Origin of the sequence: Sulfuricurvum sp. (genome assembly GCF_028713855.1) — a bacterium.
In the GTDB taxonomy this organism is placed as follows: Bacteria; Campylobacterota; Campylobacteria; order Campylobacterales; family Sulfurimonadaceae; genus Sulfuricurvum.
Map to the genome: position 1 here is coordinate 138,572 of NZ_JAQTNN010000002.1, position 26,683 is coordinate 165,254.

The window sequence follows — 26,683 nt, forward strand, 5'->3', positions numbered from 1 at the left end:
AAAATGGCTTATATTGCACAATTAAAACATTTGATTCAAAACGAGTTGATCCCCGATGTCGAGGATCATATTGACGATATTTTCGAATCTATAGCATCGCAAAAAGATGCAACTCCCCAAGAACGGGCCCAATTGGAAGACATGCAGGCTCTTCGTGATGAGTATAAAGAGCTTCTTGCAGAGATCCAAAGCGGTGATATTGACGAAGAAGAGGCTGAACAGCTCTATACGGAACTCACTTCCATGCGCGAAGGCGAGGACGAAGAAGAGGATGATCTCTACGATGATGAAGAGGATGAAGACGAAGACGATTATGATGAGTTTGATATTGATGCAGAAGACGATCAGTATTAATGGCAAAATACGTTTTACTCGACACTGAGACGACAGGTGCCGGGGATAGTGATCGGATCATTCAGCTTGGTTTTATGGTATTAGATGGAAAAAACGTCGAAGTATACAATGACTTGTGCTTAGCTCCGCTTCCTATCGGATACGGAGCGATGGAGGTACACGGTATAACCCCTGATATGGTCGAGGGGAAACCGCCGTGTATCGAAACGTCTGCATTTCAAGCGTTATGTGCGCTCAATACTCCTGATAATGTTCTTATTATCCATAATGCCCCGTTTGATCTTGGGATGTTGGCAAAGGAAGAGTTTACATCACAGATGCGTCTGATCGATACGCTTCGATGCGCTCGACATTTGTTTGATGACGAAGAAGCGCATCGATTGCAATATTTTCGCTATCGATTGGGATTGTATAAAATCGAGCAGGCCGAAGCCGATGCTTTGGGAATCGAAGTGAAAGCCCATGATGCAATCGGAGACGTTCTCGTATTAAAACTCTTTTTGAGTGAACTGCGTAAACGGTTGCAGGAGCGGTTCGAGGGGGTCAATCCGATCGATAAAATGGTTGAATTGACTCAAACACCGGTATTTTACACACGACCTTTGAAATTCGGAAAGTATAAAGGAAAAACCCTCACCGAGATCGCCGAAGTGGACAAAGGATATCTCACGTGGATGCTCGGCAATATGGATACCCTCGATGAGGATATGCGTTACAGTATCGGGCGGGTTTTAGGTTAAAAGGTTGTTTTTGTGGATGTAGCGATTTCGCTGAGGCGATACGCTGCATCGACATGACCGTTTTTCATCGCTTTTTTCCACCATTCCATCGCTTGGGGAATGTCTTTTTCAACCCCTTCGCCGTAAAAATAGATCATTCCCATGTGAAATTGGGCTTCGGCATTGCGTTTGTAGGCGGCTAACGGGTAAAGAATCTCATACGCTTTTGTATAATCTCCCGCATCGTAGGCACTTACCCCTTCATAGAGTTCACTCATCGTTAAAATCCTTTTAAACTATTGACGACATTATACCTCCGCTGTGTTTTTTTAGCCTGATGGATTATAATGCGCGTATGAATTATGGTGATCTTAATGGAAAATCGGTACTACTGTTGGGTAAAACCCGTTCATTAAACGGTGAAGAGTTTGAAACGCTTTTAAAACTTCACGGTATCGCCCTGTGCAAAGTGTATGAAGAGGGTATTGCACTCATTATCGAGGGTCGGATGATGAATCCGCTTGAATCGCAAGAAGCTGAGCGTTTGTATGCGATAGATGTCGCCCCGATTGTCTCACTTGATCCGATAGAAAAATGGCTGTGCAGCTCCATCGAGCCCAATCGTCTCTTGATGAGTCTCAAACTTTCACGCGACCAGGAACGCCTCGTCGATTTTATCCAAAACCCCTACATCACCGATGAACTCTTTTTCAAACTGCTCAAACTCTACGATTGGAAAGGGGAGGGATTCTTTGATAATGACAGTAATCGCGATGTTACTGCCGCTATCATCGGACGCTTTTATGAAGATTTAGCGCGGAATCATAATGTCCAGTACGCTATGAGCGGTTTGGCACATTTGATCGAGCGGTATGGAAACGGTGAGCTGATCGATGCAATTGCACAACTTGCTCCTCTGTCTCGTGAGATTAAAAATCCTCAGAACAGTTCTCTAAATGGAGTTTTGGATGCAATTGCTCTGCATCCCGATACACCTGAGCCGATCTTGCGGACATTAATGGCGCAGCGTTCCGAACTTTTGGTTCATCGCGTTCCCCTTTCCCTCGAAGCAGAGCTTTTAAAAGAGGAAAATTTGCATCCTCTTTTGGCACAAAACGAGAGTCTATCAAACGAGGGGGCATTGCTTTTGGAAGCAAAGCAGGGGCATATTCTTGCTGCACATATAGGGTTGAATGAAGAGTGGTTCGATCGCTTCTTTGGAGCATACTCTGTCGAACTCGCGTCCAATCCAACCCTTAGCGAGACAATGCAGGAGAAGCTGATGAGTATGGAAAATAAAGAGGTCTATCGTGCATTGGCGTCTAACGCTGTTTTGAACTTACAATGGTGTCAATATCTCTATGATTTAGGAGAGTATAATACGCAACTTGCAGCAAATCCTTCATTGACTGACGAAATACTCGAAAAACTGTACCGAAGCGATGAACCTGCTGTTTTGAGCGCACTCGCGGCAAATCCTGCTACTTCGATCGATATACTCTATCAGCTTTCACTCGATCGTCGCTATGAACGGAGTGTCAAAACCAATCCGACGTTCGGAAATCATATTCAAACCCACAACATAGGATGGCAATCGTGAGAACTTCGGAAACAATCGCGACGATGAGTGCAATGATCGGTGCAAAAATCCCTACCTTTTTATGGGGTCCTCCGGGGATCGGGAAATCGTCTATCATTAAACAGATTGCTCGTGATGAGGGGATTGAATGTATCGATTTGCGTTTATCTCTGATGGATCCGACCGATCTCAAAGGGATTCCATTTTATGAGAAAGATACCCATACAGCATTGTGGGCACCACCGTCGTTTTTGCCGCGAGAGGGTCGGGGGATACTGTTTCTCGATGAACTGAATTCCGCCGCTCCCGCCGTACAAGCTTCGGCGTATCAGCTGATTTTGGATCGTAGAGTTGGTGAATATATTCTCCCTGATGGGTGGGCGATTGTTGCAGCCGGAAATCGTGAGGGGGATCGCGGGGTAGTGTACCGCCTCCCCTCACCGCTCTCAAATCGTTTTGTCCATGTCGAGATGGAGGTGAATGTCCAAGATTGGCGGGAATGGGCGATAAAACGGGGAGTGGATGCACGGATTGTCGCGTATATCGGATTTAAAAATGATGCCCTTTTTACATTTGATCCGACCGCCAATGAACGGAGTTTTGCGACACCTAGAAGCTGGGAAGCGGTTCATCTGATCTTGCAAAGCACACTTGCCCAACCTTTGTTACTCGATACCATTGCGGGTGCGGTAGGGAAAGCTAATGCGGTGGATTTCTTGGGATTTTGCAAGGTGATGAACCTTTTACCCGATATTGATGCCATTTTACGCGGAGAAAATGCAGAATATCCGAGTGATATTTCAGCGTTGTATGCCCTCTCATCGACTCTGGTCGGGCGAATTTTGAGCAATCCGGATGAGATAAAAATCGATCATTTACTGCGTTATACCCTAAATCTGCAAAGCGAGTTTGCGGTAATGATCGTCCAAGATTTACAGCGTCAGGGGATCCGTATGGACCATTTGAGTGGTTATGGCGAATGGGTCAATGCCTACGCCTATCTGTTATGTTAGATTTTTCACGCGTTAAATCCAAGCTTTTGGTGGAACATCCCTATTTCGGAACACTCTGCAGTGCACTTGAAATCGTAGTGAACGATAACATCGAGAGCTTTACTCTGCAGGGGAATCGTTTCGAGTACCGAGAAGACTTTTTCAACACCCTTAGCGATGATCAGGTGGCATTTTCCCTCTCTAATGCCGCTCTTCACACCGTACTCTCTCATCCTTACCGTATCGGAAACCGCTCTCCTTGGCTATGGTATACTGCCTGTGAACATGCGATCAATAACATGCTGATCGATAACGATTTCACCCCTCCCAGTAAAATCACCTACGATCCCCGCTTTCGAGGGCAATATGCCGAAGAGATTTATGAGTTTTTAAAAGATACGATCACCCGTGAAGATATGAACGATAAAGACAGCGATTCACGCCGCAGTGATGAAAGTCTGGATCAAAAACTCCAAGGCGCACAAAATGAACAAATAGCCCAAAGCGCACTCGAAAAAGCGCAAAGCATGGAGACCCTTCCCGAAGGGCTGGAGCGGCTCATCCCTATAGTCGGTCGTGGACAAATCGATTGGCGCAGCGAGTTGCGCGATTGTATCGGCGGATATTACATCAGTGATTATGCGATGATGCCCCCTTCCAAAAAGCTTCTTTACAGCGGTATCTATCTCCCCAGTGCCACCTCGCATCATTTAGAACTCGTCATTGCGATCGACAGTTCGGGGTCGGTGGATGAGGTGCTTCTGGCGCAGTTTATTGCCGAGATTGAGTCGATTACCGAGCTTTTCGGCTCTTACACGATCACCGTGATCGTATGCGATGATCGAGTACGTTCACATCAGAGCTTTACCAACGGAGAATCGATAGCGTATACCCTTATAGGCGGTGGGGGAACCGATTTTATTCCTGTTTTTGAGTTTATCGAAAAGCAATTAACTCCTCCGAAGATATTACTTTATTTCACCGATTTGGACGGTAAATTTCCGCTGTACGAGCCTCACTATGAGACGTTATGGATTGCACCTTTGAAGGCTGAAGTGCCGTTTGGACGGGTAATACCACTAAAGGATGAGAATGGTTGAAAACGCATTAAAAATTTTGGAACATTCAAACCTCTTTATCACCGGCGGTGCGGGATCGGGTAAAACGACACTGACTCGTGCGCTGATCGAGGATGCGGTGCAAAAAGGTAAATCGGTTGCCCGTCTCGCCTCGACGGGGATGGCGGCGACCCTCATCGGGGGACAGACTCTCCACAGTTTTTTTGATTTGGGGATTGCCAATTCCCAAGAGGAGTTGGAGCGTAACGGCAAACTCGACCCTTCCAAAAAGATCATCAAACTCATTCACTCTATGCAGATCATCGTCATCGACGAGATTTCGATGGTGGGGGCAGCGTTACTCGATATGATTCGTTTGCGTTTGTTGCAATCAGAGTTTACGGGGCGAGTGATTGTTGTTGGGGATTTTTTACAGCTTCCACCCGTCGTGCGGGGGAATGAGCCGATCTATTTTGCGTTTGAATCTCCCAGCTGGGAGCGACTCGGATTTGAGACACTGCATTTAGAAGGGTCATACCGAACCCATGAAGCGGAGTTTTTGAGCTTGCTCGAAAAAGTACGTCATGCCCGTCTCGATGAAGAGGCTCATGAGGCGTTGGACGCATTGGTAAAACCGCTGAATGAGGATAAATCGACAATTACACTGCTGTACGGTAAAAATATCAGTGCTCAGAATCATAACCGCTCTCAGTTGGAACATCTAGGCGGAGAGAGCATAGACATCTCCACCTATGTCACGATTCATGATAAAAAGATGCAGGAGCGTGAAGTAGAGCGATTTATGAGTGAAAGCCGAATCGAACCGACTTTAGTTCTCAAAGTAGGTGCCCCGATCCTCTTTACTCGAAACGCATGGAACTATTACAACGGGGAACGGGGACGAATCACCTCCATTGAAGAAGAGGTGATTTGGGTCAAAAAAGAGGACGGGGTGAGTGTCAAAGTAGAGCGTGTCGATACCACTAAAACACGGTGGGTAGAAAAAGGGAGTACGGCAAGCGAAGAGAAACTGATTACCCTTGGTCAGTTTCCGATTACATTGGCCTTTGCAATCACAATTCATAAATCGCAGGGGATGAGCTTGGCAGATTACGTCATCGAGACCAATGAAATTTTCGCCCCTTCACAGTTTTATGTGGCGCTTTCCCGCTCCGTATCGGCACACCGTGTGACATTGATTCGTCCGAATCGAGGGTGGGAGAAGCTTTGTTTTGTCCATCCCAAAGCGAGAGTATTTACGGAGAAACAATTTTTTATTATGAGATAGAATCAAAACAAGGTATGATAAAACATAAGGTTTGAAAAAGAAAGATAATTTGATGATTGATAAACTACTCACAACGTGTGATCAAGAGCCGATTCATATTCTCTCACGAATTCAACAGTCCGGTTTTGTATTTGTTGTCAGCTATGAAGATTTCAGTGTTCTTCAAGTAAGTGATAATTGTATAGATCTCATCCATTGTGATCCCGATTTTATTCTCAACAGACCGCTTCAAAACTTTTTTGATGATCTTTTTATGCAACGTATAAAAGATAATGTTACTTTGAGATTTTTCGAAAAACGTCACTTTAAAGCCTTTAGTGCAGTCAATAATTCCAAAAAACTTTTTTGTGCTGTCCATTGTGAAGAAAGATTTATTATTCTTGAAATAAGTGTTGAAAATAGTGCATTGGATATGAGCACAGAAATGATGTTCACAAGAGCAGTTTCATACGATAACCCACAACTCCCATTAATTGATCTTCTCCATTCTATCGCTTCCACTGTTCAAGACATCAGCGATTTTGATCGTGTTTTGATTTATAAATTTGATGAAGACAACAACGGTACTGTGTTGGCCCAAGTAGAAAAAACATTCAGTGAAAACTTTTTAGGTCACCATTTTCCGGCATCAGATATCCCGGTACAAGCGCGTGCTCTCTATTTGAAAAACCGGTTTCGCATTATCGAAAATGTTGAGGAAAGCAGTGCTGTTCTCATCCCGACCATTAACCCATTGACCAACACCCCGCTTGATATGACTTTTTGCTATTCTCGCAGTGTATCTCCTATTCACCTGCAATATCTAAAAAACATGGGTGTGAATTCTTCGATGTCTATATCTTTGATTATTCAAAATAAATTATGGGGATTGGTAGTATGCCATCATCCGAGTCCAAAAAAAATACCGTACGGTTTATATGAAAGCTATTCTCTTTTAAGTACCGTTTTTTCATCTCAAATTGAACAAAAAGAACATCTTATCCGTTATCAAGAATCGTCTGAATTACGTTTAAAACGGGAACTTTTTCTCAATTCACTTGGTTCTAAAAGTGATCTAACTTTTGTAAGTGCACTTACTGAAGAAATTGCAGTTTTGGAAACAGTTCTACCGTGTGATATCGCGGCTGTATATTACGAGGAAGATTTTATTGCCAGCAATGCGAAAGTTCCCGGATCAGAGCTATTTGATCTGCTTAGAATTATAAAAAATAATTTTAATGGCCAGTGCTTTCAGACTTCTCGCTTAGGAATTGAATTTCCTCAAGTTGCCCATTTTTCAATACCATTAGGGGGAATAATCGCAATTGAAATTTCCAATATTAACAATGCTTATCTTATGTTTATCCGATTCGAACAAATTTCTACGATCGAATGGGCAGGAGAACCGACCAAACAGTTCAATACAGAGAAAGGTATTTCTGTCATTAACCCCCGAGCTTCGTTTGAAAGCTGGAAAGAGATTGTAACTGGAACATCTCTCCCATTTTCTAGCGAAGAGCTCGATTCGGCACGACAATTATCTGAAGACCTTTACCGCGTTTATAACCAATGCAGAGTATCAGAAGAAACACGACAACTGAAAGCATTGCACACTCAACTTTTCGAATTAATAGAATGCAATCCCGAAGAAATGTAAAAAGGCACTTTTAAGGCACTTTTACATTACAATGAGCTTTATGGATGCGAATCAACTCATTAAATTATCGGAAAATTGCTATTGGAGCCCTTCTGATGAAGCAATAGTACAGGATAATATAACTGAACTTCTCCCTGTAACTATGACAAAATTGATAAAATTTTTTGTTGAAAATCATGACAGACCAATCAGCAGTGTCGATATTTTCTTCGCTATATGGGATGACTATGAAAAAGAATATAACGCAAAAAATGTTCGCAATTTAATTAGTAGTCTCAGAAAAAAAATACCGCTTATAAATATCAACAACTATTACGGCGGACGGTATGTACTCAAAAAATATCGTGATAACACCCCTGATATAAGCGATTATCTGATTGAAATTCTAGACCAAGCTAAAAATGGGATGATTATTACCGATCCGAACATAAGTGATAATCCTATTGTATTTGTTAATGAAGCTTTTACGGAAATGTTTGGTTATTTGCCGGAGGAAGTCATCGGACGAAACAGCCGTTTTCTCCAAGGCGAAGACCGTGATCAACCTGCTCTTGATAAAATCCGAGCTGCGATCAAAGAAGAAAAAGATATTACGGTAACCGTGCGAAATTATACAAAAGAGGGGCAATTGGTTTACAATGAATTGTCCATTAGTCCTATTTTTGACAAAAAAACTGAAAGAATAAAATATTTTTTAGGAATTGAAAAAAATGTGACCGCTATCCAAGATATCATCAAAAAAATTAAAGCTATTGTCTGACGTATGTTGAAACAGCCAATAGAAATAGTCAAAAATGATGAAGTTATACAGGCGATTATTGATCAAATTCCTGATCCGATACTCTATATAAAACCTGATTATACGGTTACATTGATGAACAAAGCAGCCAATAATTTAGATCTTTCGGTTTCCATCAATGATAGTGCAAAATGTTACAATCTTATTCATCATAGCCGATTTCCTTGCACCGAAGATATTGAATATTGTCCACTTGAGCATGTTCGTTCTACTAAAAAACCATCTATTTCTCGACATCAACGGATTGATAAAAAAGGTGATCTACACCATGTTGAAATTAGTGTCAGCCCAATGATGGATAATGAAGGTTCCATCATTGGCTATCTTGAGGTAATGCACGATATTACTGAACATCTCTCCATCCAGCATAAATTACTTCAAGAGGCACAAAGACTATCTCATATATCGATGCATGACCCGTTAACGATGCTGCCTAATCGAAAACTGCTAACCGATCGTATTGATCAAGCTATAGAGCATAAAAGCCGCTCGGGTGAAATGTTTGGCGTGTTTTTTGTCGATTTAGACCATTTTAAGAATATCAATGATTCTTTGGGACATTTAATGGGAGATAAGCTCCTTATTGAAGTGGCAAAACGGATGCGGCAAGTATGTCGAAAAGGAGATACCGTCTCTCGTATAGGAGGAGATGAATTTGTCCTTGTTATCGAAAATGGAATTTCTAATACTCATTTTGTCACGGTAGCCGCAAAAATACAGAGTCTTTTCAATGACCCTTTTATAATCGACGGAGAAAAGATATTCAGTACCTGCAGTATCGGTATAAGTGTTTTTCCTCAGGATGGGACAACGACAGAAACACTGCTTAATAATGCGGACGTAGCAATGTACGCGTCAAAAAATGTCGGTCGAAATCAATTTCGTTTTTTCTCATCGGATATGACGCAACAAGCCTACGCTTATCTTCAAATGGGGGACGATTTAAAAACTGCTATATTCAATGAAGAATTTGTTCTCCATTATCAACCGCTCTTCGATTTTCATTCAAAAGTATGTTCAAGTATTGAAGTATTAATACGCTGGAATCATCCGCAAAAAGGGTTTATGCGTCCTGATGACTTTTTGCCGGTTGCTAAAAAAGCGGGGTTGATGAAAGAGATCGATTTGTGGGTAATTCAAAAAGCATTTGATACCTTTTCAGCATTGTTATCACGTAATATTGCACCTGATACGATTTCGGTCAATATCACAACATCGACTTTGTTTCTCCCTGAATTTTTATCGGTGTTAGAAAAAATGATAGATAAAAGCCGTATTGATCCACATCGTATCGTATTTGAAATTATTGAGAGTCAGCTTATCAAAGACGCCATCATTGCCCAAAATGTGATCAAAGAACTTCATAAAATCGGTATTCAGGTAGCTTTGGATAATTTTGGAACCGGATATTCATCCCTGAGTTATTTGATCGATTTTGGTATCAATACTCTTAAAATAGATCAGTCCTCTATCCATAATCTTAATGAAAAAGGGGCACTTTTGATCAAAAGTATCGTATCACTTTCAAACACTATCGGGCTTAAAATGGTTGCTCAGGGTGTTGAAACAAAAGAGCAGCAAAGTTTTTTGATCGACAACGGTATCAACACAATGCAAGGATATGTTATTACGAAACCGATGATTGCCAATGATTTAATCCAATTTTTAGAAAATACTTACCATAAAGCAGTATGATGAGATATACAACTCGAAGGAATTTTATATGACACTCCGTCAACGCCTTAAAGAATTAACCGCTCCATTTCATGCAGAACTCGAAAAAACACCCGTTGCAATTGCCCTTGCCGAGGGATCTATCACACGGGAAGACTATGCTATTTATCTAACCAAATTAGCTGCTATTCATCAAACTTTGGAACCGATTTTGATAGGAATGAGGGAATGGGCACACTATGAAATTAATCCGGCTCTTCGTACGCGGTTTGCTTTATTAAAAGCTGATCTTGCTGCTTTGGAACAGGAAATTCCCTATACCGAATCAACAGTTTTTATCGATACGCCTCCAACTTTTGAAACAGCTATCGGGATGATGTATGTTTTGGAAGGTTCTACCATGGGAGGGCAGATACTTTCTCGAAAACTATCCCATATGATCGGTGCCGACGGAGTGCCTTGTACTCGATATTTTCAGGCTTATGGTGAAAATACCATGCGGTTATGGGGCGAATTTTGCCAATTTTTGGATTGCTTTGAAGCGAAAAATCCCCTCTTAAGTGATCATGTGATTTTGGGCGCATGCGCTATGTTTTTAACTATTCAAAAAGATATGTATGAACTTAATTGATTTTAGCCTGTGTGAAAAAGAGCCTATACATATTCCAGGATTGATTCAACCGCACGGGATAGCTCTTTCATACGATATTGCCAGCCTTGTCATTACAGGAGTAAGCGAAAATTTCCCCAATGCTGAGAAGATTATCGGAGCATCACTGCATACCGTATTCCCCGATGAATTGATAGAAAAATTTTCTACCTTTGTTGATGCACCATCCCAGAAACAGCAAATATTTCATAACCAAACCGTCAGTTTCATCAATGAGGCCTCTATCGATTTGATCCAATGTTGCAGTGATAACGAGATGATTATTGAGATGGTGCCCTCTCCATCTTATGAGTATCTCAGTACCTCACAGCATAGCCTGGGAGAGATTACTAAACGGCTGCTCTCCCTTTCTTCAATTGAGCAAATGTGTGAGCAGGCTGCCATCGAGGTTGAGAAGATGACGGGCTATGATCGGGTAATGATTTACCGATTTGACAATGATTTTAACGGATCCGTTATTGCAGAAGCCAAACGAGATGATATGGAATCGTACCTTGGGCTTAACTATCCGGCATCGGATATTCCCTCTCAAGCACGGGAGCTTTTTCGAAAAAATTTAGTACGGTGTATTATTGATGTCGATTACCGTCCGATAGGATTCCTTCGTGAGCCCTCCAGGGTACCATTGGATATGACTTATAGCTATCTGCGAAGTGTATCTCCGGTCCACATAGAATATCTTAAAAACATGGGTGTTCAATCCACCATGACTATTTCTATTCTGATTGACGGTGAATTATGGGGGTTAATTGCATGTCATCATAGACAAGCGCATAAACTTTCATTGAATTATTTGGAACTGGTCGAGAATTTTGGCAAAATTTTTGCAGGACTTATAAAAACCAGGATACAAGGAGAAGAACAGCGTCGAACGGTACAGCTTCATTCTACTCTGGAGGCAATTGCTGCGAGTATCCAGACGGATCGCAGCAACCAAGAGCTTATTTCACTGTTATCAAACCATGCCCAACTCTTTTATTCACTCTTTGATGCAGATGGATTTGCATTGCTGATCGGCGAAGAGATAGTGAGCTATAACCATCAATATTCCAAAGAAGTACTTTCGAAGATGATTCAATATATTCAGCCTTTTATGGAAAATGGATCATTTTTTACTTCACGGCTTATAACGGTTCTACCCGATTTTTCCGAACAATTTTTGAGAGAATGTTCAGGTTTAATCGTGATAGAAGTGCCTATGAATATCCCAAGCTATTGGCTATGGTTTAGACGTGAAAAAGCTCAAACGCTCACATGGGGCGGTAATCCGTATGAAAAAGCAACACTTAATGATCAGGGGGGAATCTCTCCACGTAAATCATTTGCGGCGTTTAAGGAAACGGTGCGTTATCAATCTGATCCATGGCAGAGATCTGAAATTGCGTTTGGAAATCACTTTATCCCCATTATCACCCATCTGTATCAAGGGTTTGAATCCCAGAAAAAAGTGATTGTACAACAACATCAGATCAAACAAATGGAAGATGAAAAACTGTTGCACTACAAACAGCTTTTAGAGAGTCTGGTGGACTTAATAGAGCAACGAGATGCCTACACGGCCGGTCACACTCGACGCGTTGCGGTTTATTGTGATTTGATTGCCAAAACTATCGGATTAACTGTCGATCAGCGGTCTCAACTCTACGAAGCGGCGATCTTGCATGACATTGGAAAAGTAGTCGTCCCTGATGCTATTTTGCTCAAGCCTGGTCGATTAGACAGCAGTGAGTATGAATTGATAAAATCTCATCTCAATACGGGATACCAAATGCTAAGCCGAATTTCGTATTATCGTCCTTTAGCCGACATAATTCGGTGTCATCATGAAAAGTACAATGGAACAGGTTATCCAAGAGGTCTTATGGGCGATGATATTCCTCTTGCCTCACATATTATGATTGTTGCCGATGCGATCGATGCGATGACTAGCAACCGTATTTATCAGCCACGTCGCTCTATGGCAGAATCGATTGAAGAGATTATCCGTTATCGAGGAATTTGGTATCATCCCCGTGTTGTCGATGCCGCTGTATTAGCCTTACAAACCTTAGATGGCGACGATATTGCGTCACAAATTCCGATAACTCCGATAGAACGTGCCCGATTTTCATATTACTTTAAAGACCAGTTAACCGGTGTATACAATGAATCGTACCTGCATATGATCATTCACAGTTTAGTCCCCGATGTTATATACCGTCATTATCTATTGGTTGAGATCAAAGGGATGTCAGATTACAATGCTAATCATGGATGGCATGCCGGAAATACCTTGATACATACCATTTCTCAGCAATTACAATCTACGATTCCCGTTGAGCAGATCTTTCGTGTTTTTGGAGATGACTTCATTATCGGTAGCCATTCTTCAGATGAGCATACACTATACAAACAAACATTGTATCAATGTATGCATGATGTTAGCACTGTCATACAAGAAGTTGATATCGATGATTTGATGAAGATGCTTGAAGAATAAGTAGTAGAGTTGACAGTATAATTATTTAAAAATTGCTACAAATATATATTTATACGAAAACATCACGCTAAACACCGCTGCGAGCAACGCCACCGCCACCATCATATACATCACCGCGAGCTGATAGGAGATTGCTTTGAGCGGATCGGCACCCGCGAGAAGCATCCCCGTCGTAATACCGGGAATATGGATGATCCCGACTGTCTGGAGCATATTAAGCGTCGGAATCATGGACGCTTTGACGGACGCTTTGGAAGCAAAGGAGAGAGCTTCTTTGAGCGGTGCGCCCAGTGCCACCATCCCCTCGATCGTTTCTATCGTATTTTTTACCTCGGCGCGAAACCGCTCGATGCTTTGGGTATAAACATTGAGAGCATTTCCGATAATCATCCCCCCGATGGGGATCATCTCATGGGGAACCATGTGGATCACTCCGAACGCCATCATGGATAAAAATACGACCCCCGAAGAGGCTCCTAGCGTAAAAAAGGCGATTTTAAAACTGTGCTCTCCCAGAGGGGAGCGCTTTTTGGCGGTATAGGCACCGAAAGTGACCATCCCGAGCAAAACAAAAAACAGCAGAGACGGATGGGATATTTTAAAGAGATAAACGAGAGCATAGCCGAGCAGTCCAAGTTGAACCATCGCCAAAATCGAGTTCGTAAGGATGGTTTTCTCTAGACCGAACTGTTCACGGCGTGAGTACCATAGGGCAAAAATGATGAGGAGATACGAGGCTAAAAAAGAGTATTGCATGCTGCTGTTATGAACAGTTTTCGGCTAGAACAATCTTGTTCCGCCCTGTTCTTTTGGCTTGGTAGAGTGCATTGTCAGCTAGTTTGAGGATATCAGTGACATTATTGAGTATCCCACATTGAGGATGATAGATACCGATACTAATCGTTATTCTAAATATAAGCTCATGATAGACAAATGGGTGGTCCTGAATGCGCTGACGGATTTTTTCACATTTAGTGACAGCCTGTTCTTGAGTGATACGGTTAAAGATAACGACAAACTCTTCACCGCCTGCACGATACACACTGTCTTGAGGACGAACTGATTCTAAAAAGATTTTGGCTAACTCGGTCAATACAAAATCTCCTGCATCATGTCCGTAAGTATCATTGATTTTTTTAAACCAGTCAATATCCAGCATTACAACTGCATAGCTGCTTTGGTATACGTGCTGATGATCGATCAACCCTTGTAGCTCTTTTTCCATGTTAAGACGATTTTTCAATCCGGTTAGTGGGTCGTGTGAAGCCAAATGGGCAAGTTTTTCATTCGCCAGAGTCAGTTTATTCGTTCGGATTTTAATCTCTTCTTGCAGGTTATGTTCATGCCAGACTATTTTTTGGAAAAGCGTTGCCATTTTATGTGCCATTGGTTGGAAGATAAAAATAATCTCGAGCAACAAGGTAATAATGGTTAGTATCCAGATCGTGAAAAGCATTGCCTGAATTTTTTCAATATTAGCATTGCCTTCTTTTTGATACTGTAACCCTGCAGCATTTAAATCGTTCACGAGGGTATTGGAAGATGTGATTATCTTAGTTGTTATGATACTGGCTTCTTTATACGTTTTGGCATGTATTAATTTATCGATTAATACTAGATAATCATCTACCCGATTTTTGAGATGTTTTTGTCCAAAATAAAGTTCATAGATTTCGTACGATAGTTCATGTTCGTCTCCATCATTTATCTTTCCGGATAACAGTTTCTCATTCGCATCACGCATTTCAAAGGAGGCTTTGGTCAATAATTCTCGAATTTTGGTGTGTTCATTGCTGTTTTTTGGATTCAATAAACTCAGATAATAGAGCTGTGAATACAATGCGATACGTTGCGAAAGCATTCTCTGATTTCCGGATAAATTGACGATAAAGGCAGTGGATTCACTGCTTTTAAGAGTTGTTTTTAGGGCATAAAAAGCACTGCTTGAAAGGATTGCCAATATTACAATGGCGATGAGATAGTGTCGTGTAAAACTATATCTAATCTCTTTTGAGTGCATGTCTCTTTCCGTAATTTCTATATAATTAATCATATCACATTAGACGGTGGATTACTCAAAAATGCGATTGAAGCGAAGTTATTTGAATGCTTTGGGAAAGAAAAAGAAGAAACCCCCGAAGGGGAAGGAAAATTAAAGGCTATCAGAGTGTGCAGCAAGATACTCAGCAACACCCTCAGTACTAGCTTTCATACCTGCGTCACCTTTTGCCCAACCTGCAGGACAAACTTCACCGTGTTCGTTAGTGAACAACATCGCATCGATCATGCGAAGCATCTCATCAATGTTGCGTCCAAGTGGAAGATCGTTGATTACCGCGTGACGTACTGTTCCGTCTTTGTCGAGGAGGAATGAACCGCGAAGTGCTACAGAATCACCGAGCAATACATCGTAATCGCGTGAGATTTGTTTGGTAAGGTCTGCTACGAGTGGATAGCGAACTTGACCGATACCGCCTTGGTTTACCGGAGTGTTTTTCCATGCAAAGTGACTGAATTGTGAGTCAACCGATACACCGATAACGTTGATTCCGCGTTCTGTGAATGACTCTAAACGGTGATCAAATGCGATCAATTCAGACGGACATACGAAAGTAAAGTCCAACGGATAGAAGAACAATACGGCACCTTTTTCACCAAGGTTTTCATAGAGGTTGAAGTTATCAACGATTTGGTTGTTTCCGAGGACAGTTGTCGCAGTAAAGTCAGGAGCTTTTTTAGTAACGAGCATGGGATTTCCTTGTGTGGTTTTTAGTAATGTAGGGAAATTGTAACACATGAAGATTAATTCAATTGAGACTCATAAAGTTAACTCGAAATTCTAAAGGATAATTTTTATTATTTAGAATCAAAGTTGCAGTCTCCCCGATAAGGGAGAGATCTTATGCTGTAGCACGGACGGCTTTAGTTGCTTTGACCATATTTGCGAGTGCCGCTTCAGTCTCCTCCCAATTACGGGTTTTAAGTCCGCAATCGGGATTGATCCAGAGCTGATTTGTCGGAAGTACTTCGAGGAGTGTATGAATTTGTTGCTCCATTTCCTCTACACTCGGTACACGAGGTGAGTGGATATCGTACACCCCCGGACCTACTTCTTGCGTATATCCTACATCGGCAAATATGCGCAATAGCCGATTGCCGCTGCGTGAGGTTTCGATCGAGATCACATCGGCATCCATCGCTTCGATGGTTTCGATGATATCGGTGAATTCGCTATAACACATGTGGGTATGAATTTGCGTATCATCTTCCGCAACCGCCGTACTGAGCAAGAAACTTTGTAACGCCCATTGCTCGTATAAGCCGCGATGCTCACGACGTAGAGGATACCCCTCTTTGAACGCCGCTTCGTCGACTTGGATCATCTTGATCCCTGCTCGCTGCAAATCATCCACTTCATCTCGAATAGCCAACGCGATTTGATATGCGGTGAGAGATCGGGGCTGATCGTCACGGACAAAACTCCAGTTGAGGATCGTCACCGGTCCCGTGAGCATCCCTTTCATCGGTCGTGTTGTGAGACTTTGAGCATAGGTGCTCCACGTCACGGTCATTGCTTTTGGACGGCTTACATCACCGTATAACAGGGGAGGTTTGACGCATCGGCTGCCGTAGCTTTGTACCCAGCCGTTAGTGCTAAATGCAAATCCATTAAGCTGTTCGCCGAAATATTCTACCATGTCGTTGCGCTCAAACTCACCGTGTACGAGAACGTCCAGATCGATCGATTCTTGAAAGTCGACGCAATGGGCAATGGCCTCTTTCATCGCATGGGTATACTCCGTTTGTGATATCCACCCTTTTTTAAACTCCTGACGCAGTTTGCGAATATTGGCAGTTTGGGGAAACGAACCGATAGTGGTCGTCGGCAGAAGCGGAAGTGTAAAATACTCTTGCTGCATAATCTGACGTTTGCTAAAAGAAGTAAGACGTTTGAAATCATTAGGAGTGAGGCTCTTGAGCCGTTGTTGCACAGCGCCATCTATAGCTGCTTTAGGATGTGTATTGACCGTAATCCCACTATTACTAAAAAAAGCTTTTGAGAGCACGGAGAGTTCGAGCAGCTTCTCCTCGGCAAAAGCTAACAGCTCCTGTACCTCCGCATTGAATCTGTTTTCGTGTTTGAGGTTGTAGGGGACATGTAACAGTGAGCAGGAGGTACTGAGATACAGCCGTTCTTTAGGAATATGGTTCGTGATTTCATTGAGTTGTTTTAGCGAAGATTGAAGATCATTTTTCCATACGTTGCGTCCATTGATAATTCCAATGGCGACGTGTTTATTACTTTTGCCCAATACTTCGAGTGACTGAATATTTTTTTCGCCGTAGACAAAATCGAGGTACAAACCGTGAATTGGCGTATGAACCAAAACGGCCGTCGCTTCGTTGGAATGTTCAAAGTAGGTTGCTACCCAAAGTCTCCCCATTGTCCCCAGTTGGTCATAGGCAATTTTAAGAAGTGACAAATCATTCGGTGTCGGATCGCATACCAAAGAGGGCTCATGAAAAACGATTTCGGCACCGAGAGGTTGCAGGGCTTCGAGTAATACGGTGTACTGATCCAAAAGAGGATCAAAGAGGGCAGACCGGACATCTTCGGAGCATTTTGAGAGGCTTAAAAATGTTATCGGCCCGATGAGATGGATAATTCCCTCAAAACCATGCAATTGTGCTTCGCGGTACTCTTCTAAAATTTTATGAGGATTGATCGCACCGAATCGGAATCCTCCGTGAAGTTCAGGGACGAGGTAGTGGTAGTTGGTGTTAAACCATTTGGTCATCTCCATCGCGATATGAGTCTCATCTCCCCGTGCCATCGTAAAATAACGGCATGTTGGATCCTTAATATCGCTAAAGCGTTCCGGTTCGGCTCCGAGTGTGACCATAAGATCAAGCATATTGTCATAAAGACTAAAATCGTTAACGGCAACTGCTTCAATACCTGCACCGCGTTGAAGATTCCAATGTTTTAAGCGAAGTCCTGCCGCAATACTATTGAGTTCATTTAGGGAAATTTCCCCTTTCCAATAGCTTTCCAGGGCTATTTTTAATTCTCGTTTCTCACCGATACGGGGAAATCCAAGCACTGTTATCTGGTTTGTCATTTTTAATACCTTTAAATTTTGTTTTAGAAAGAGTGAAAATAGGGTTATGACAGACGTAGCGGCGGCGAAGAATCAGTACGTAAATAACGGAATAAAAAACGGAGTTTCGGGACGAATGATGAGATATAGAGGGCGCACCGGGTGCGGCGTCGGAAAAAACAGTTACAGTGGCACTGGCAGCGGGACACTTTCGGGGCAAACGGTTCGATTGCTTCTAAGAGCAGGTCGAGTTCATCCGGAGGGCTTTCATCGATACTCGTATCGCTCATATAAGAGCGGTAAGAATGGCAGGTGTGTGTACGAACAGCACGGTTATGCAGCGTCGTAGCATTGACGGTAGCGGTAATCGCTTGGAGTGAAAAGTAACGCCCCTTAAACCCTTTTGCCATAGTATCCTCATAAAAATATTGGTGGAATTATACATCAAGATATAGATATAATCGCACTATGGTAACCTTTAAAAATCTCTTCTCCATGATGCTCCAATACAAACGTTCCCTCTTATGGGGGAATATTATCGCAATACTCGCGACCCTTATTTCTATTCCGATCCCTTTGTTGATTCCGCTCATGGTCGATGAGGTAGTCCTAAAAAAAGGGGGAAAAGTCACAGAAGCAATCGATTGGCTCACCCCTGTCCACGAACCGCTCCTTTATATCGGGATTGTGCTGGCGGTAACGGTTAGTTTGCGATTTGTTTTTTTCTTCCTTAGCGTCGTATCTCAGAAATTTTTTATTACCCTTTCGCAGGAGCTCAGTTTTGCGATACGTGTCCGAGCGTTGGAACACCTAAAACATGTTTCGATGAGCGCATATGAGCGTCTGGGAAGCGGCAAGGTGATTACCCATCTGATAACTGATATTGATACGATCGAGCAGTTTTTAGGAAGTGCCCTCTCCAAACTTATCGTTTCGGTTGCAACCCTTATCGGTGTTGCGGCAGTGCTAATCTGGATCAATCCTCTCTTTGGGGTTCTCATCCTCATTTTTCAGCCCATGATTATGATAGTGACCCGTAAAATTTCCGGACGGGTAGGGGCGCTCAAAAAAGAACAAAACCGTACCATCGGTGAGCTCTCCGATACCCTCACTCAGATGTGTGATCTCTTCGGTCAGATACGGGCTAGCAACAAAGAGGAGCGTTTTATTGAGAACGCAATCGATCAATCGAAGCGTTTACGTCAAAGTGCGAGCGAATACGGTATTAAAGCGCTGATGGGGGAGAGATACTCGTATACCCTCTTTTTGAGCGGATTTGAGATTTTCCGTGCATTGGGACTGGTGATGGTTCTGTATTCGGATCTGAGTATCGGGCTCATGTTCGGTATCTTTGGCTATCTGTGGTTTATGATGACTCCGGTGCAGGATTTGCTTTCAATGCAGTACAGCTTTGCCAATGCTAAAAATGCTCTTGCACGGCTGAATGAACTCTTATCTCTTCCTACCGAACCGACTTTTAGCGGTTCTGAGACGTCATTGGAAAAAGTACGTGCCCTCTCTATTCAAACACGTGATTTGGTATTTGGATACAATGAGGATGAACCGGTCTTAAAGGGACTTAATCTAGACATTCCATCAGGCAGCATTGTCGCCATCATTGGTGCAAGCGGAAGCGGTAAAAGTACTCTGTCTCAATTGCTGGTCGGATTTTATCCGCCGACATCGGGAGATATTCTCTATAACGGTGTGAGCGTAAATGAAATCGGTTTTTCAAAAGTACGTGATGAAGTATTCGTCGTCTTGCAACAGCCGCTGATGTTTAATGATACGCTCCGATTCAACCTCACTATGGGTGATCCGATCAGTGATGAAGATATACTCAAAGCATTAAACATCGCACAGCTCTCCGAGTTTGTCGGAGCGTTGCCGATGGGATTGGAAACGCAGGTGGGGAAATTCGGTATCCGATTGTCGGGCGGTCAGCGTCAGCGTCTCAGTATTGCTCGAATGGTATTGGCCAATCCCAAAGTAGTTATCTTTGATGAGTCCACTTCGGCGCTTGACGTTCATACGGAGAGTGCACTGTTTGAGGCATTGGAGGCATTTTTGGCAGAGAAAACGGTGATTATCATCGCCCATCGACTCAGTACGGTAACGCGTGCCGATTACATTTATGTATTGGAAAACGGTATCATACTCGAAGAGGGAACAAGAGAAATTTTAGAAGCCAAAGATGGCAGTTTTACTCGGTTTATCAACTCTCAACACGCCTAAGGATACAGTTATGCGACAAAATAATTTTTTACGCTGGATCGGAATCGGGGCATTTGTTCTTATCTTATGGTTGTTTTTGCCTTTTTTAAAAGGGTTTTTTGTCGCATTGCTCCTTGCAATGGCAGTTTCACCGCTCAATCAAATACTCAGGGATAAAATTGATAGCTATGAACGATTAAGAAATTTTGCTTCAGTGACATCAGCTGCCATTGTGACATTGGGGCTTGCTCTTATCATTTTTGTCCCTATTGCTTTGTTTCTATTTCAAGTGCTTGATAATCCTGCCAATACCATGGAACTTATTCGTACCTTTACGAATCAAGTGGATTCGATCAGCACTCATTTGCCTTCCTATCTTGCTTGGTTAAAAGATCCGCTTGATAATGTAATTGCTCTCTCTAAACAACACAAAGATGAGATCATTGCCTTTTTGGCAGGATGGATGGGTAACGGTTTAAAAACATTTATGGCGATGCTCGGTGAGATGGCGATGATCGTAATATTCTTTTTCTTTTTAATGTGGTACGGTCGAAGTATTACCCTTTTCCTTCTCCCGATTATTCCACTAAAACGCTCCGTCAAACGGGAGTTCTTGGATGAAATGACGACTATGATCGCGGTAGTGTTTTATACGTTGATAGGGGTGATGATCGCTCAAGGATTGGCATTTGGAATTTTCATCGCTTTTTTTGAGGGGTACAATGCTTTGTTACTCGGTTTTTTAACCGGTATCGCATCGATTATCCCGGTAGTGGGTACCGCATTGGTATGGATTCCGGTCGTAGTACATGAGTATTTTCAGGGAAACATTATGAATGTTCTTATCATTTCGATCTATTCGTATGCAATGATGGCATTTTTTATCGACAATATAGTAAAGCTGGTAATTCTAAATTTTGTAAATCGTACACTCAGCCGCGGGAAACGTCGTATCAATGAGTTTGTGATCTTTTTTGCGATAGTGGGAGGATTGGCAACATTCGGGTTTTGGGGAATAATATTAGGACCGGCTATCGTCGCTTTTGCAGTGACAACATTGCGGACAATGCGAAAGACTAATCGTATTATCCTCCCTTAAAAAGAGAGGATAATAGCGAATTTAAACCGCTTTGAGTGTCTGCATCTCTTGACGCAGTGCATTGAGCTCTTCCGTCAGACGCGCGATTTCATCTTCTTTTGATGGTTCTTCATTCGAAGAATGGGAATAGCGTTGAACAGCCGACTGGAAGGTGTGTGTCAGATGATCGAGCTGGTCTTTTGCTTTCTCAATCCATTCGTGTTGATCGAAGTGGAGATTGTCTTCCATATCATTGATTTTTTCCAAAATCTCATCTTTGTGTTTATACGCATAATACGCAGCTGCACCGCCGATGGCAGCACCGAGTACGAAACTGAGAAGAGTGTTTTGCTGATTCATTGTTAGTCCTTATTCGTTGGGTTTTTTCTTGAAAAACTGAGAAAGTGCACCGATAGCAAGTGTCCCTATCGTCACTTTGGCAATTCCGTTTGAAGCTTTAAGGGCAAGTGATTTTGTTTCATCATGAAGAAATGCGATCAAAGCGTGCAATTCGTGCAGAGACATTAATGATTTCTCGGTGACTGCACGTGTTTCACCTTTGAGATGACCGAGTAATTCACTTACATCCTGTAATGTAACTACCGCCTTACCGGAGATAAAACTAAGTTCATTTTGGAGATGTGTGATAAATTCGTTCACTTTGCTCATTGTTTTGATCGAATTGATTCCGATATAAACGATTACGACGGTGATGGTTACCATACATATCGCGATGATCCCGACAAATAAGGTAAGTAATTGTTGTTCGGTCATACTAATTCCTTTCGCGATAATGTTTATTATACACCTCTTTTAGATAATTTAGTGAATCAATTTTTTATTTATACGGTTTATTGTGTTGATTACTTTAAGTATCTAAAGTATATACTTTTTATATTCTATAAATATCTAAGGTATATATATGACACTTACTCTATCGCATCAAAAAGGGGGCGTCGGAAAATCAACGGTTGCTTGGAATCTGGCTGTTAATTTTTCGAAAATTATTGACACCCGCATCATCGATCTTGATACCCAGCGCTCATTGACGGTTACCAATGCTCTCCGTCAGGAACATAATCTTTTACCGATACAAATGCTCCATTTCAATACAGCCGAAGAATTAGCGGAATACGCTCAAAAAGATTCGGACGATATTTTGACTATTATTGATTCGGGAGGATTTGATAGTGCCCATAATCGTGTTGCTATTATCGCTTCAGATTTATTGATTACACCAGTTAGTGATAAGCCATTCGATCTGATGGGATTGCAAAAGTATGAAGAAATACTTAAAAGTCTTTCGGATATTCAAGGTGAAATATTAAAAACTCACATTTTATTCAATAATATCAACCCGGCTATGAAACGCTTTGGAGATTTGATCGAGTTTATCTGTATGTCAGAACACTTTGAACTTCTTACGTCCGTTTTACGTCAACGGGTCGACATTGCTCATTCAGTCGGAGAGGGTAAAAGTATCAAAGAATATCGTATTTTTAGTCGTGCCGATCAGGAAATGGATGAACTGTTTCAAGAAGTAAAATCGATTTTAAATATCAAATAGATATTTAAAATATATATAAAGGATATAAAATGGTAAAAAAAAGCTTTCTCCAAAATATCGAAAAAGTCAAAAGTTCCGCCGCCATGAGTGAGAGGGAAGATCAGGTTAAAAGGGATAAAGAAAAGAAGAAAAAACTGATTACGATTCCCGTTGAATGGGAAGATAAAATCCGTGAGTTTCATGGGGGAACAGTAAGCGCATATATATTGATTGCATTACAAGAGAGGATGCAGAGAGACGGGTTACTTTAAAGCCGAAAAATTTGGCATATTAGGAATAAATTTGTGTAAATACGTTATACTAATCGCCATATTTGAATATTAAAATTGAGCGTAAAACAACAATAAAATAATGAGGATGAAGTATGAAGAGTACATTCTGTTTGATAACTATAGCCGGTTTACTCTTTAGTGGGTGTTCGACAAAAACATTTAAATATTTTGATAATAATAGCAGTACTGCGATACGGAATGTGTCAGATACTGAATATACACAAGAAGCTGAATTTGAGTGGAAAATTGCCAAGGGAGATCGTGTTGAGATTATTGTTGTAAATCAATCGTCCAACGAAGGGGATCAACAGCTCAATCAAATTCTTAACACAGGCGGGCGAATGCAGGCAGCGTTGACTCGGGATGGGACAGAGGGATATTTGATCCCCAATGACGGTACAGTACGTCTTCCACTGGTAGGGGCTGTAAACATAGGTGGTTCGACTGAAAATAATGCATCAGAAAAGTTAACCAATGCCTATAAACAATATCTAAAAAATCCCTTTGTCACCGTAAAAATCCTCAACCAAAAGCTTTTTGTTTTAGGGGAAGTCAAAAAGCCCGGTGTGGTTCAAGTAACCAATGGAACAATGTCACTGTTTGAGGCACTTGCATATTCGGGGGATCTGACTGATGATGCAGAGCGAACAAATCTGTATGTAATACGAGGAGGGTTGCGTAACCCGGAAGTTCGTGAAATTAATTTATCAGACCTCTCATCGATGAAGTTTACAAGTTTGATTCTTCAGCCAAATGATATTGTATACGTACAGCCTCGTGGTATGAAAGCTTACAATGTTGCATTTAAAGAGCAAATGCCATTCTTTGATATGCTGCATTCAATGTTATTTCCTTTTGTTGACTATACACAAATTAAAAATGGGAAGGCTATTAATGTACTCTTCAAATAATCAAACTAATATTTCTTCTTCACATGAAGAAGAAATCGACTTCAAGGAAATTATTGCAACTATAGGTCGATATAAGGTTTCGATTACAGCTATAACGGTAGTAGCCCTTTTTATTGGAATTCTATTTGCCTTATTTTCTCCAAATGTATATCGCGCAAGTTTATCAATGCAAGTGCAGCCTGAATCCCTGACTGGTGAGAATGGTGGAGATATGCTTGCTAGTGCATTAAACGGTCAAAAAGTTAATTTAGAAAATGAGTCGGTGATTTTAAAATCGAAGGCAGTCATCGGCAGAGCCCTTGAGAGTGTTCCTATGGAAGTGCGGTATTCCACTAAGGAAGGGATGCATTCAATAGAATTGTACAAAAATTCTCCGTTTACAGTTAATTGCAAAACAATATCCGATAGTGCATTAAGATATAAATTTCAACTTCATCCGGTGGATAGTCAACATTTTAGATTGACTATCGAGCCATCATTTATGATGAAATTAATGGGATTATTAAGAAGTGAAAAGTTAATTTCATTGTCAGAGATATATGAATATGCTCTTCCAATTCATAATCCATTGTTTGATATGACAATTAGTATGAATGGGGATATGAGTAATAAAGACTATTCGTTTACTATTATTCCAAATGAACAGACGATAGAGTCGGTTCAGGCATCTCTCAATGCTTCTCCGGCATCTGATAAAGCTTCAGTGTTAATCTTGACATATGAGGATAACTCCTTAGAACGAGCAGAGGATATGCTTAGTGCGATAGCGCATGCCTATCAAGAGCAAAATATTGCAAAAACAAGTGCCAGTGCACAAAAAACATTGAATTTTATTGATAAGCAGTTAGGTGAAATAAACCAAAATCTTCAGAATTCAGCAGGCAGTTTAAAAGATTATAAATCGTCACACGCAGTTACGGTTGATTTAAGAGATAAAGCACTGGCTGAAACAACCAAGCTCAGTGAATTGGAGAAAGAACAGGATCAGCTTAATGTAGAGGAAGAAGTTTACAAAAAGTTACTATCCAATATCAAAGAGGGGAGTTCAGTTGCAGAGGTTGACCCAGGGTCTGCAGCGCTTGTCGGTTCCCCGTTGCTTATTCTAATTCAAAAGCTACAGGAAGCAGTTACTTTACGTGCAACATTGATCGTAGATTATACGGACAAACATCCTTCCGTGATAAAAGTTAATCAGCAGATCAGCTCACTAAAAAGTAGCATAAAAGGGAGTATTGAGAGCAATCTTCGCAGCATTCAACAGAGAAAAGATACACTCAATGGAATTATTCAAAAAAATAAGGGTGTTATAGCTGAAATTCCAGAAGAAGAAAAACAGTTGTCTAAGCTTTCAAATAGTTATGAAGTTAATAAAAATGTTTACGCATATCTTCTACAAAAAAGAGCGGAAACGACTATTCTGGAATCATCTACCGTTTCAGGTGATTGGATTCTTGATCATGCATATGCAGATAGAAACCCTGTAAAGCCTAATCAAGGTTTGATTGTTTTCTTAGGATTTCTTATTGGACTTATATTCGGTATCTTACAAGCATTAGCAAGAAATGCGCTGGCTGCAACGATTCAATCTGTTTCGGATGTTGAGAAGCGTACTGCATTACCGATATTTGCAGTATTGCCTTATTTTAAGAATAAAAAAAGTCTGTATCAAGATGCATTACGTGTACTTCTTACTAAATTTGAATATAGCTCGGATCAGCAGAAACCAAATATTATTACCTTTACTTCATCTATGTGGGGGGAAGGGCGTGCTACAACAGCGATTGAATTCGGACGAGTTATGGCACAAAGTGGAAAAAAAGTTATTATTATAGATATGGACTTACGTCATCCTTCCGTTCATCAAAAATTTAATTTTGATAATAATAAGGGGATTAGTACACTCCTAAGCAATCAAAATGAATTTGGCGAAGTCCTTCATCATACAGATCAGACTAATATGGATGTTGTCTGTAGCGGTTTAGCCGCAGTAAACCCATATGATATGATGATGTCTGCGGAGTTTAAAGATCTTCTTCAAAAGTTGAAAGAGACGTATGATTATATTTTATTTGTAGCTCCACCAGCTGGATTGGTTGCGGATGCCCTTGTGTTAATGCATCTTTCCGATCTTAATTTGGTCCTCTTTAGAGCGCAGTATTCTAAAAAAGATTTTGTTAATAGTATTGACCGTTTTGTAAAAGAACATCGATTTGAGAATATTGGAATTATATTGAATGCATTAGAATTGAAGAAAATTAGGTATTGGAAGAAAAAATGAATGAATGCATTTC

25 protein-coding genes are annotated in these 26,683 nt (G+C 41.4%); 17 read left to right on the top strand and 8 right to left on the bottom strand.

From position 1 onward, the window contains the following. Positions 1-3 precede the first annotated feature (3 nt). Positions 4-354, top strand: a complete 351-nt coding sequence (locus tag PHI47_RS02725; RefSeq protein ID WP_299933501.1) for a hypothetical protein — start codon at positions 4-6, stop codon at positions 352-354. Next, on the top strand, positions 354-1,094 hold the full coding sequence (locus tag PHI47_RS02730; protein ID WP_299933503.1) for an exonuclease domain-containing protein: 741 nt from the start codon (positions 354-356) through the stop codon (positions 1,092-1,094). The genes PHI47_RS02725 and PHI47_RS02730 overlap by 1 nt, the downstream gene beginning before the upstream one ends. On the opposite strand, the gene PHI47_RS02735 is transcribed toward PHI47_RS02730, so the two are convergent. Next, complete coding sequence (locus PHI47_RS02735; protein WP_299933505.1) at positions 1,091-1,351, bottom strand: hypothetical protein; 261 nt, start codon at positions 1,349-1,351, stop codon at positions 1,091-1,093. The two genes, PHI47_RS02730 and PHI47_RS02735, sit on opposite strands and share 4 nt — an antisense overlap. A 77-nt stretch (positions 1,352-1,428) precedes the next feature. On the opposite strand from PHI47_RS02735, the gene PHI47_RS02740 reads away from it, so the two are divergent. From PHI47_RS02740 to PHI47_RS02780, 9 genes are read left to right on the top strand one after another with little or no spacing between them, the layout of a single operon-like run. Next, a complete protein-coding gene (locus tag PHI47_RS02740; protein WP_299933507.1) occupies positions 1,429-2,673 on the top strand; it encodes a hypothetical protein in 1,245 nt (414 codons plus the stop codon). Continuing rightward, positions 2,670-3,665, top strand: a complete 996-nt coding sequence (locus tag PHI47_RS02745) for a MoxR family ATPase (RefSeq protein WP_299933508.1) — start codon at positions 2,670-2,672, stop codon at positions 3,663-3,665. Before PHI47_RS02740 ends, PHI47_RS02745 begins: the two co-directional genes overlap by 4 nt. After that, on the top strand, positions 3,659-4,744 hold the full coding sequence (locus PHI47_RS02750) for a VWA-like domain-containing protein (RefSeq protein WP_299933510.1): 1,086 nt from the start codon (positions 3,659-3,661) through the stop codon (positions 4,742-4,744). Before PHI47_RS02745 ends, PHI47_RS02750 begins: the two co-directional genes overlap by 7 nt. Next, entirely contained in the window at positions 4,737-5,990 is a 1,254-nt protein-coding gene (locus tag PHI47_RS02755; RefSeq protein WP_299933512.1) for a DEAD/DEAH box helicase, read from the top strand. The genes PHI47_RS02750 and PHI47_RS02755 overlap by 8 nt, the downstream gene beginning before the upstream one ends. Positions 5,991-6,042: 52 nt before the next feature. Next, complete coding sequence (locus tag PHI47_RS02760; RefSeq protein WP_299933514.1) at positions 6,043-7,626, top strand: GAF domain-containing protein; 1,584 nt, start codon at positions 6,043-6,045, stop codon at positions 7,624-7,626. Positions 7,627-7,666: 40 nt separating this feature from the next. Then, positions 7,667-8,386, top strand: coding sequence for a PAS domain-containing protein (locus tag PHI47_RS02765; protein ID WP_299933516.1), 720 nt, complete (start codon positions 7,667-7,669; stop codon positions 8,384-8,386). 3 nt (positions 8,387-8,389) lie between these two features. After that, on the top strand, positions 8,390-10,120 hold the full coding sequence (locus PHI47_RS02770; RefSeq protein ID WP_299933518.1) for a GGDEF and EAL domain-containing protein: 1,731 nt from the start codon (positions 8,390-8,392) through the stop codon (positions 10,118-10,120). A gap of 28 nt (positions 10,121-10,148) precedes the next feature. Beyond that, on the top strand, positions 10,149-10,730 hold the full coding sequence (locus PHI47_RS02775) for a biliverdin-producing heme oxygenase (protein ID WP_299933520.1): 582 nt from the start codon (positions 10,149-10,151) through the stop codon (positions 10,728-10,730). Next, complete coding sequence (locus PHI47_RS02780) at positions 10,717-13,248, top strand: HD domain-containing phosphohydrolase (protein WP_299933522.1); 2,532 nt, start codon at positions 10,717-10,719, stop codon at positions 13,246-13,248. Before PHI47_RS02775 ends, PHI47_RS02780 begins: the two co-directional genes overlap by 14 nt. Before the next feature lie 21 nt (positions 13,249-13,269). Here PHI47_RS02780 and fetB read toward each other — a convergent pair whose 3' ends face one another. The 5 genes from fetB to PHI47_RS02805 form a co-directional block, all read right to left on the bottom strand. Beyond that, complete coding sequence (gene fetB, locus PHI47_RS02785) at positions 13,270-14,004, bottom strand: iron export ABC transporter permease subunit FetB (RefSeq protein WP_299933524.1); 735 nt, start codon at positions 14,002-14,004, stop codon at positions 13,270-13,272. A 7-nt stretch (positions 14,005-14,011) separates the two neighbouring features. Further along, positions 14,012-15,268, bottom strand: a complete 1,257-nt coding sequence (locus tag PHI47_RS02790; protein ID WP_299933526.1) for a diguanylate cyclase — start codon at positions 15,266-15,268, stop codon at positions 14,012-14,014. Positions 15,269-15,400: 132 nt separating this feature from the next. Further along, positions 15,401-15,997, bottom strand: coding sequence for a peroxiredoxin (locus tag PHI47_RS02795; protein ID WP_299933528.1), 597 nt, complete (start codon positions 15,995-15,997; stop codon positions 15,401-15,403). A 151-nt stretch (positions 15,998-16,148) separates the two neighbouring features. After that, complete coding sequence (metE, locus tag PHI47_RS02800; RefSeq protein WP_299933529.1) at positions 16,149-18,371, bottom strand: 5-methyltetrahydropteroyltriglutamate--homocysteine S-methyltransferase; 2,223 nt, start codon at positions 18,369-18,371, stop codon at positions 16,149-16,151. A gap of 44 nt (positions 18,372-18,415) precedes the next feature. Further along, positions 18,416-18,760 (bottom strand): hypothetical protein, encoded by a 345-nt coding sequence (locus tag PHI47_RS02805; RefSeq protein WP_299933530.1) that lies wholly within the window; start codon positions 18,758-18,760, stop codon positions 18,416-18,418. Positions 18,761-18,818: 58 nt separating this feature from the next. Between PHI47_RS02805 and PHI47_RS02810 the strand changes: the two genes are divergently transcribed. Continuing rightward, a complete protein-coding gene (locus tag PHI47_RS02810; protein WP_299933532.1) occupies positions 18,819-20,585 on the top strand; it encodes an ABC transporter ATP-binding protein in 1,767 nt (588 codons plus the stop codon). Positions 20,586-20,595: 10 nt separating this feature from the next. Next, on the top strand, positions 20,596-21,663 hold the full coding sequence (locus PHI47_RS02815; RefSeq protein ID WP_299933534.1) for an AI-2E family transporter: 1,068 nt from the start codon (positions 20,596-20,598) through the stop codon (positions 21,661-21,663). Positions 21,664-21,684: 21 nt separating this feature from the next. Here the strand turns inward: PHI47_RS02815 and PHI47_RS02820 are convergent, their stop codons facing one another. Together PHI47_RS02820 and PHI47_RS02825 are read right to left on the bottom strand one after the other, a co-directional pair. Then, positions 21,685-22,002, bottom strand: coding sequence for a hypothetical protein (locus PHI47_RS02820; protein WP_299933536.1), 318 nt, complete (start codon positions 22,000-22,002; stop codon positions 21,685-21,687). A gap of 9 nt (positions 22,003-22,011) precedes the next feature. Then, entirely contained in the window at positions 22,012-22,416 is a 405-nt protein-coding gene (locus tag PHI47_RS02825; RefSeq protein ID WP_299933538.1) for a hypothetical protein, read from the bottom strand. Between the two features lie 148 nt (positions 22,417-22,564). On the opposite strand from PHI47_RS02825, the gene PHI47_RS02830 reads away from it, so the two are divergent. The 4 genes from PHI47_RS02830 (at position 22,565) to PHI47_RS02845 (ending at position 26,670) form a co-directional block, all read left to right on the top strand. Continuing rightward, positions 22,565-23,209 carry a ParA family protein gene (locus PHI47_RS02830; protein WP_299933540.1) on the top strand — a complete coding sequence of 215 codons (645 nt, stop codon included), beginning with the start codon at positions 22,565-22,567 and terminating at the stop codon, positions 23,207-23,209. 29 nt (positions 23,210-23,238) lie between these two features. Beyond that, positions 23,239-23,460, top strand: a complete 222-nt coding sequence (locus PHI47_RS02835) for a hypothetical protein (protein WP_299933542.1) — start codon at positions 23,239-23,241, stop codon at positions 23,458-23,460. 113 nt (positions 23,461-23,573) lie between these two features. Then, positions 23,574-24,392 carry a polysaccharide biosynthesis/export family protein gene (locus tag PHI47_RS02840; protein ID WP_299933544.1) on the top strand — a complete coding sequence of 273 codons (819 nt, stop codon included), beginning with the start codon at positions 23,574-23,576 and terminating at the stop codon, positions 24,390-24,392. Beyond that, on the top strand, positions 24,376-26,670 hold the full coding sequence (locus tag PHI47_RS02845; protein WP_299933547.1) for a polysaccharide biosynthesis tyrosine autokinase: 2,295 nt from the start codon (positions 24,376-24,378) through the stop codon (positions 26,668-26,670). Before PHI47_RS02840 ends, PHI47_RS02845 begins: the two co-directional genes overlap by 17 nt. Positions 26,671-26,683: the final 13 nt, after the last annotated feature.

Bases quoted from the DNA above. Each gene is read 5' to 3' on its own strand.
- PHI47_RS02725 (WP_299933501.1), top strand. From the start codon at position 4: ATGGCTTATATTGCACAATTAAAACATTTGATTCAAAACGAGTTGATC.
- PHI47_RS02730 (WP_299933503.1), top strand. From the start codon at position 354: ATGGCAAAATACGTTTTACTCGACACTGAGACGACAGGTGCCGGGGAT.
- PHI47_RS02735 (WP_299933505.1), bottom strand. From the start codon at position 1,351: ATGAGTGAACTCTATGAAGGGGTAAGTGCCTACGATGCGGGAGATTAT.
- PHI47_RS02740 (WP_299933507.1), top strand. From the start codon at position 1,429: ATGAATTATGGTGATCTTAATGGAAAATCGGTACTACTGTTGGGTAAA.
- PHI47_RS02750 (WP_299933510.1), top strand. From the start codon at position 3,659: ATGTTAGATTTTTCACGCGTTAAATCCAAGCTTTTGGTGGAACATCCC.
- PHI47_RS02755 (WP_299933512.1), top strand. From the start codon at position 4,737: ATGGTTGAAAACGCATTAAAAATTTTGGAACATTCAAACCTCTTTATC.
- PHI47_RS02760 (WP_299933514.1), top strand. From the start codon at position 6,043: ATGATTGATAAACTACTCACAACGTGTGATCAAGAGCCGATTCATATT.
- PHI47_RS02765 (WP_299933516.1), top strand. From the start codon at position 7,667: ATGGATGCGAATCAACTCATTAAATTATCGGAAAATTGCTATTGGAGC.
- PHI47_RS02770 (WP_299933518.1), top strand. From the start codon at position 8,390: ATGTTGAAACAGCCAATAGAAATAGTCAAAAATGATGAAGTTATACAG.
- PHI47_RS02775 (WP_299933520.1), top strand. From the start codon at position 10,149: ATGACACTCCGTCAACGCCTTAAAGAATTAACCGCTCCATTTCATGCA.
- PHI47_RS02780 (WP_299933522.1), top strand. From the start codon at position 10,717: ATGAACTTAATTGATTTTAGCCTGTGTGAAAAAGAGCCTATACATATT.
- fetB (WP_299933524.1), bottom strand. From the start codon at position 14,004: ATGCAATACTCTTTTTTAGCCTCGTATCTCCTCATCATTTTTGCCCTA.
- PHI47_RS02790 (WP_299933526.1), bottom strand. From the start codon at position 15,268: ATGCACTCAAAAGAGATTAGATATAGTTTTACACGACACTATCTCATC.
- PHI47_RS02795 (WP_299933528.1), bottom strand. From the start codon at position 15,997: ATGCTCGTTACTAAAAAAGCTCCTGACTTTACTGCGACAACTGTCCTC.
- metE (WP_299933529.1), bottom strand. From the start codon at position 18,371: ATGACAAACCAGATAACAGTGCTTGGATTTCCCCGTATCGGTGAGAAA.
- PHI47_RS02805 (WP_299933530.1), bottom strand. From the start codon at position 18,760: ATGGCAAAAGGGTTTAAGGGGCGTTACTTTTCACTCCAAGCGATTACC.
- PHI47_RS02810 (WP_299933532.1), top strand. From the start codon at position 18,819: ATGGTAACCTTTAAAAATCTCTTCTCCATGATGCTCCAATACAAACGT.
- PHI47_RS02815 (WP_299933534.1), top strand. From the start codon at position 20,596: ATGCGACAAAATAATTTTTTACGCTGGATCGGAATCGGGGCATTTGTT.
- PHI47_RS02820 (WP_299933536.1), bottom strand. From the start codon at position 22,002: ATGAATCAGCAAAACACTCTTCTCAGTTTCGTACTCGGTGCTGCCATC.
- PHI47_RS02825 (WP_299933538.1), bottom strand. From the start codon at position 22,416: ATGACCGAACAACAATTACTTACCTTATTTGTCGGGATCATCGCGATA.
- PHI47_RS02830 (WP_299933540.1), top strand. From the start codon at position 22,565: ATGACACTTACTCTATCGCATCAAAAAGGGGGCGTCGGAAAATCAACG.
- PHI47_RS02835 (WP_299933542.1), top strand. From the start codon at position 23,239: ATGGTAAAAAAAAGCTTTCTCCAAAATATCGAAAAAGTCAAAAGTTCC.
- PHI47_RS02840 (WP_299933544.1), top strand. From the start codon at position 23,574: ATGAAGAGTACATTCTGTTTGATAACTATAGCCGGTTTACTCTTTAGT.
- PHI47_RS02845 (WP_299933547.1), top strand. From the start codon at position 24,376: ATGTACTCTTCAAATAATCAAACTAATATTTCTTCTTCACATGAAGAA.